Here is a 6,000-nt window from a genome sequence, read left to right as displayed (position 1 = left end):
GATTGAACAAAATCGCTGCGCGATGGCCTGCCTAGGCTGTGTGCAGTGATTTTCTTTTTATCAAAAAGGCAGTAGAAAGTAAGTCCTAATAGTAGTATTGTTATAGTCGCGAAACTTAACAATCAAACAGGATCATTACTAACACTGCCATGAAAAGAATACCATTCGCTTGTGCAAAGTACAAGCATCATTTTGATGTACATGCACCTCCAAAGTTTTAGTTGTTCCTATCAATGACTATACTTTCGGAGGTTTTACTATGTATGATGAATATTTGAAAAAACTTGATGAAGCAGGAAAAATACGCAATCTTAAGGAACGTTCTATATCCTGCTATCATAACTATGTTGCTTATTTTTTAAACTATGTCGGAAAAGATCCTAAGGAACTTACCTGCCAGGATGTACGAGATTTTCTTCTACGCAAAAAAGATGAGGGATTAAAGGCCACTACCTTGAATCTCTATAACTCATCTATTCGCTTTTTTTATAAGTTTGTTCTCGGCATACTTTGGGATGAGATTTTAGTCCCACGCATGATAAAAGATCAACCTTTGCCGGTTGTTCTTACATTGGATGAAGTTAATCTCTTTCTCGATAACGTTGAGGATATAAAATATAAGGCAATGTTTGCAACCATGTATTCTTCTGGAATGCGTGTATCAGAAGTCATACACTTGCATTATGATGATATTTCCAGATCAAACATGCAGATTCATGTACGGAATACTAAAAACCGCATGGATCGTTATACAATTCTCTCAAAGAAAAATCTTGATATACTCACCCGCTATTGGTTTGAGAGAAATCGCCCCACCGGCATTCTTTTCCCCAACAGATTCACAGGAGAATATCTTACAGTAAGTACTCTGGAACAGGTCATGCGCAGAGCCATTAAAGAATCAGGTATTACTGCTAAAGCAACACCTCATAGTCTTAGACACAGCTTTGCAACACATCTCATGGAGCAGGGGGTTGATCAAAAGTATATACAAACTCTTCTCGGACATAGAGATCCTAAATCCACTGAGGTATATTTACACAGAAGCAATAAGACTATTATGGGGATTCAGAGTCCTTTTGACAGAGAGGACCTAAAAAATGAATAAACCTACTGTCCAAGATATATTTTTGAAATTTTATTCTGAATATCTTGAGAAATATACACCATCAGCGGAACAGTCCAAAGTTTCAAATGCCATTATGAATTGTAAGACTTCACGCATGGGGGCAAATGTACAGGTATGCGAAGACTGTGGTTGTATTTCAATCCACTATAATTCCTGCAGAAACAGGTGTTGTCCTATGTGTCAGACTCTTCCTAAAGAAAAGTGGATGGATATGCGAAAGGAAGATGTTTTAGATGCTCCATATTTCCATCTGGTATTTACTGTTCCAGCTGAGTTGAATCCTGTTATCTACAGCAATCAAAAACTTCTTTATGATACGTTGTACCATGCTGCTTCAGCCACTATCAACGATCTCTCTGTTCAGGATAAATACCTTGGTGCAAATGTTGGATATATCTGCATACTGCACACATGGGGATCAGAGATGAATTATCACCCTCATATACACACAATACTTTTGGGTGGAGGTCTTGATAAAAACAAACATTGGAAAGATAAGGGTGATAAGTTTTTTCTACCGGTACAGGTGATCTCCAAAGTTTTTCGCGGAAAATACATGGAAGAATTAAAAAGTCTGTGGGAAGATGGAAAGCTAAAGTTTTATGGTTCATCAGAAAAATATCAGAATAGATATGAGTTTAAATCCTTAATTGATACCTGCTATTCTAAGGAATGGATTCCTCATTGCAAGAAAACATTCAATGGTGCTCAATCAGTAATTAAATACCTTGGCAAATATACTCATAGGATAGCCATAAGCAACTACAGAATCATTCGCATCAATGGTGAAAATGTCACATTTTCCGTTAAAGACTACCGTAATGAAGGCAAATGGAAGGAACTTACTATAAGTGGAGTTGAATTTATAAGGCGATTTCTTATGCATGTTCCGCCAAAGCGCTTTGTAAGAATAAGGCATTATGGATTGCTTTGCAGCCGCATGAAGAACAGTAATCTTACTTTATGCAGGAATCAACTTGGTTGTAAGAAGTATATATCCGAGCTCAGGAATATGACATCTGCTCAGATATTGGATCATCTATGGGGATTTAAGGTCGGTATATGCAAGCACTGTGGCGGAAAAGTGATTGATCATCATAGACAAAAACCGTTACTTTGTTGATATACAGGAATAATATTTGCAAAAACCTCGCATATGGGAGGTTTATTTCTGATACCCTAAAATACAAAAAACAAAAGACATAATGTATGCTATTATCTAATTAGGCAGTAAAACTGGTAAGCTCCATGAATTGAAACTCCATATGTATCGGCTCCACGGACGCTTACTTTGTTCAATTAGGTTAAATCGCAATAAGATCAAACGAAAGGGCAGTTATTGTTATAATTCAAGCTGCTTTTTCGTTTGACCTTACAGCGATTCTAACCTAAAGAATTTGACGAAATACCTAAGTGGCGATGATAAATATAACGATGCTGTTTGGAATGTTTCTGATACCAGTATTGCTACCATTACGGATAAAGGAATTCTTACATTTAGTCTCCCGGGAACGGTAAACGTAACGGTAAAGGGATCTGTATCTGGGAAGGCCACTACAAAAACCGTGGTTTGTAAGAACAGCATATATGTAGATATGGAGCAAGTATCCGGAAGCTCTACGATGTCAGAGGTGACTGATGGTTCCGGAAATGCTGTGAAATGGATTGACAGCACCTGCGAATCTAAGTTCAAACTCATAGTCACATCGGATGCGAAAAAGACATTTTCCTATACAAGTAGCAATCCTGAATTATTTGCCATAGACAATAACGGCGTTGTTACTGTAAAAGGACAAGGTATAGGCACGACGGGACTTGGAGCCTGAAGAACAACCGACTTTAGTTATTATATAACTGCTACAGACGGAACGGACACGACGAAGATTTATCTAAGCGCTCAATCAGCTTCAATAACAATGACAGCAACCTATATACCGGCATCATCAAATAGCTCGTTTGATTTCTCATATTCATTAGGCGACTATTACTGTAAAAAACTTTATGCCGGTGACAAGATTCAATTATCAGTTACACCTGCAGCCAGTGATTCAATCAAGTATACATATTCTGTATTGAGAGGGTATGCTACAGTAGATCCTAACGGTTTAATTACAATGCCTACTCATGATACCGACTCGGGATCTGTAGAAACCTATATGGTTCTGGTGTCTATGACGGGCGGTGAGAGCAAAGCCATATACCTATATTATTATGGTATAAAAGATTAAATAGCACCGGATTTAAAGAATGTTAATGGGGCTGTCGCTTTAGATGATTCTTAATGATCATCTAAAGCGACAGCCCCTTTTTTATTCACTCCAATAGATATTAATCTGCGACCTTCAGAGCCTTGAACGCAGCGTTCGAGGACGCACACAAGGAACACTAGGTGAGTTGGAAGAATTTGCCAAGTATACGATATAAAACACATACTTTTTGGTCATTATTGTTGTTAAAATTATAAATAAAGAATATAATAATTGTAAAGAATATATAAAATTGGTGTAGATTTTTAGGATAAAGGAGGTAATTGTTATGGAACAGAAAAAATCATTGGGCTTCGGAGCCCGCGGTTGGTTACTGATGTTTGTCATGTTTACAGGCATGGTTTCATTCATGGTATTTCGTAATTATCCGGTTAATATTTTGTCTGATTTTTACGGCGGAGCCGCACCATTAGGACAGTTATTAACTATCGGCTCTATCTTGGGCGTTATCATTCAGATCGTTCTTTCACGTCTGTTTGGAAGAATCAAAAGCGTCAAACGCCTGGCGGTGATTATTGGTATAGTTGCAATTGCCGCTGCATATGGCATGTGCTTGATTCCGATTGATATGAGCATAGGACAGTGTGCAAATCTTGGATTATGGAAGGTACTTTTCTTTATTGTAAACGTTGCTATTACTACGTATGGCGTATTCCTTGTATCCGTATTAGCAGGACAGTGGTTCCCGCGTAGAAAAGGTACTGTAATGGGTATTGCTACCATCGCGTTCCCATTTGCAAATGGTATTACCGGTATCTTTGCAACTTCTGCAATGTCTCCATTAGCACAAGGCATGGCACCGGCTGTATTTAAATCATTCTTACCATTTTTGATTCTTGCGACTGTCGGCTTAATCGTATGTATCGTTGCGCTTGCTGACTATCCAGAGCAGGTAGGCGCATATCGAGACAATGATAAAACGCTTACACCTGAAGTGGCAAAGGCTATGATGGAAGAAGAAATTGAAAATAAACGTACAACCGTATGGACTGCCGCGCATACCTTGACAACACGTGATGTATGGTTTGCTACCGTTGTATGTGGTTTTCTGTTAATTGGTTCTGCCGGTGTAATGACGCAGTCAAATGCGATTGTTTCTGCATTTGAAGGACTGAACTTCACACTGGTTATGCTTGGTGTTGCGATTGCCGGTGCAATTGGTAGTTATGTGATTGGTGTAATTGATACGGCTGTTGGTACTAAGAAAGCTATGATCATTACGATGTGCATTATGGTTCTGGCCGGTGTTCTTGGTATTGCTGCTGTTGTAACAGGCGCAGGCGCTCCGCTTGCAGTTGCATTTATCTGTATTGCATTATATATGGGTGCTTCATCAAACTTCTCAGTATCCGTTTCAGCACAGTATTGGCGTCGAGAGGATTTCCCAAGCGTATTTGGTATTATCAATCCAATCAGTAATATTTTTGAAGCATGTGGACCATCCATCATTATCGCATTAATGGCAACAGGAGCAGGCACAGCTATCCTAGGGGCAAGATCCGTATTTATCTTCTTGCTGATAATGGGCGTGATTGGTGTCATCCTCATGTTACTCTTCTCTAAGAATCATGTGAAAGCGAAAGATGACAAGTATCGTGAAGCAGCAGGAAAAGCTTTAGACGATGAATTAGTAAACAGAAAATAAGATGTCTGTACTCGGATCGTGTAGATGATTCGAGTGAAGATGTGGCGCATATATAAGGGGCTATTGCACTAAGAGTATTTAAGGAAAAAGCGAGGAAAATTAGAGTGTGCCGGATATTCCATATGGTGATAACTATACGCAGTAAAGAGGAGATATTCTGAAGAGATAATAACTCTAGAAAACCAATATTTTTCGCCCTGTAGTAGACAAATATGCTTTGAGAATTATTTGTATAAATAGTATGATAGATGTGTCAAATGTTTTTACAGAAAGGGTGTTATTATGATTGATTTTAAAAATGGAACATTTGTTAAACTGAAGGCAACCGGTGGATTCAAAAATCAGGAAATTGTAGAGCCGCTTTTTGTGCAGGGAGAAGAATTCATCAGTGAATATCAGGGGATACGTGATTTTGTGATTTTCACAAATAAACGTGTTATTGCAACGAATGTGCAGGGGTTAACAGGTAAGAAGAAAGATTACACATCCATGCCTTATTCCAAAATTACGGTATTTTCTGTGGAAACTGCGGGAGTTTTGGATCTTGACAGTGAACTTGAGATGTATTTTAGCGGAGTCGGAAAAGTGAAATTCGAATTCTCCGGAAAAAGTGATATTGTAAAAATCGGACAATTGATTAGCGAATACGCTTTAAAGTAATGAAATATTGAATTAGAAAATCCGGACTGTTATGTAGTCCGGATTTTGGGTTATGGGCAGATTTTATGAATCCACTCAATGGAAGTACCTCTTGAACATCCTTCACGGTCGCCGTGTCCCATGTTCCACACAAGAGCAAAGTCAATATCTGCTCCGGCATGCTCAGCCGCCAGGGCAAGGTTATAAGGCACGCTAAAGGAAGTTTGCTCATCACAGGTACCGGTGCGGATTCGAAAATACGAAGCCGGAGTTACCGGTTGCAGTTTCTAGAATCTGTTTTTGAATATCTTTTTCATATC

Annotated in this window: 6 protein-coding genes; all 6 read left to right on the top strand. The window is 38.7% G+C overall.

From position 1 onward, the window contains the following. Positions 1 to 259: 259 nt before the first annotated feature. The 6 genes from BLS20_RS12230 (at position 260) to BLS20_RS12205 (ending at position 5,701) form a co-directional block, all read left to right on the top strand. Positions 260 to 1,108, top strand: a complete 849-nt coding sequence (locus tag BLS20_RS12230; RefSeq protein ID WP_090174333.1) for a tyrosine-type recombinase/integrase — start codon at positions 260 to 262, stop codon at positions 1,106 to 1,108. After that, positions 1,101 to 2,252 carry an IS91 family transposase gene (locus BLS20_RS12225; RefSeq protein ID WP_090174332.1) on the top strand — a complete coding sequence of 384 codons (1,152 nt, stop codon included), beginning with the start codon at positions 1,101 to 1,103 and terminating at the stop codon, positions 2,250 to 2,252. The genes BLS20_RS12230 and BLS20_RS12225 overlap by 8 nt, the downstream gene beginning before the upstream one ends. Positions 2,253 to 2,526: 274 nt before the next feature. After that, complete coding sequence (locus BLS20_RS12220; RefSeq protein WP_090174652.1) at positions 2,527 to 2,955, top strand: hypothetical protein; 429 nt, start codon at positions 2,527 to 2,529, stop codon at positions 2,953 to 2,955. 90 nt (positions 2,956 to 3,045) lie between these two features. Beyond that, positions 3,046 to 3,357, top strand: coding sequence for a hypothetical protein (locus BLS20_RS13805; RefSeq protein ID WP_090174651.1), 312 nt, complete (start codon positions 3,046 to 3,048; stop codon positions 3,355 to 3,357). A 307-nt stretch (positions 3,358 to 3,664) separates the two neighbouring features. Next, the gene (locus BLS20_RS12210) at positions 3,665 to 5,041 is read left to right on the top strand and encodes an MFS transporter (RefSeq protein WP_090174650.1); all 1,377 of its coding nucleotides are present in this window, start codon (positions 3,665 to 3,667) and stop codon (positions 5,039 to 5,041) included. A 282-nt stretch (positions 5,042 to 5,323) separates the two neighbouring features. Beyond that, a complete protein-coding gene (locus tag BLS20_RS12205) occupies positions 5,324 to 5,701 on the top strand; it encodes a PH domain-containing protein (RefSeq protein WP_090174649.1) in 378 nt (125 codons plus the stop codon). The last annotated feature ends 299 nt before the right edge of the window (positions 5,702 to 6,000 follow it).

It is taken from the genome of Eubacterium oxidoreducens (genome assembly GCF_900104415.1).
GTDB lineage: Bacteria > Bacillota > Clostridia > Lachnospirales > Lachnospiraceae > Eubacterium_C > Eubacterium_C oxidoreducens.
This window is presented reverse-complemented; position numbering and strand designations above follow the sequence as displayed.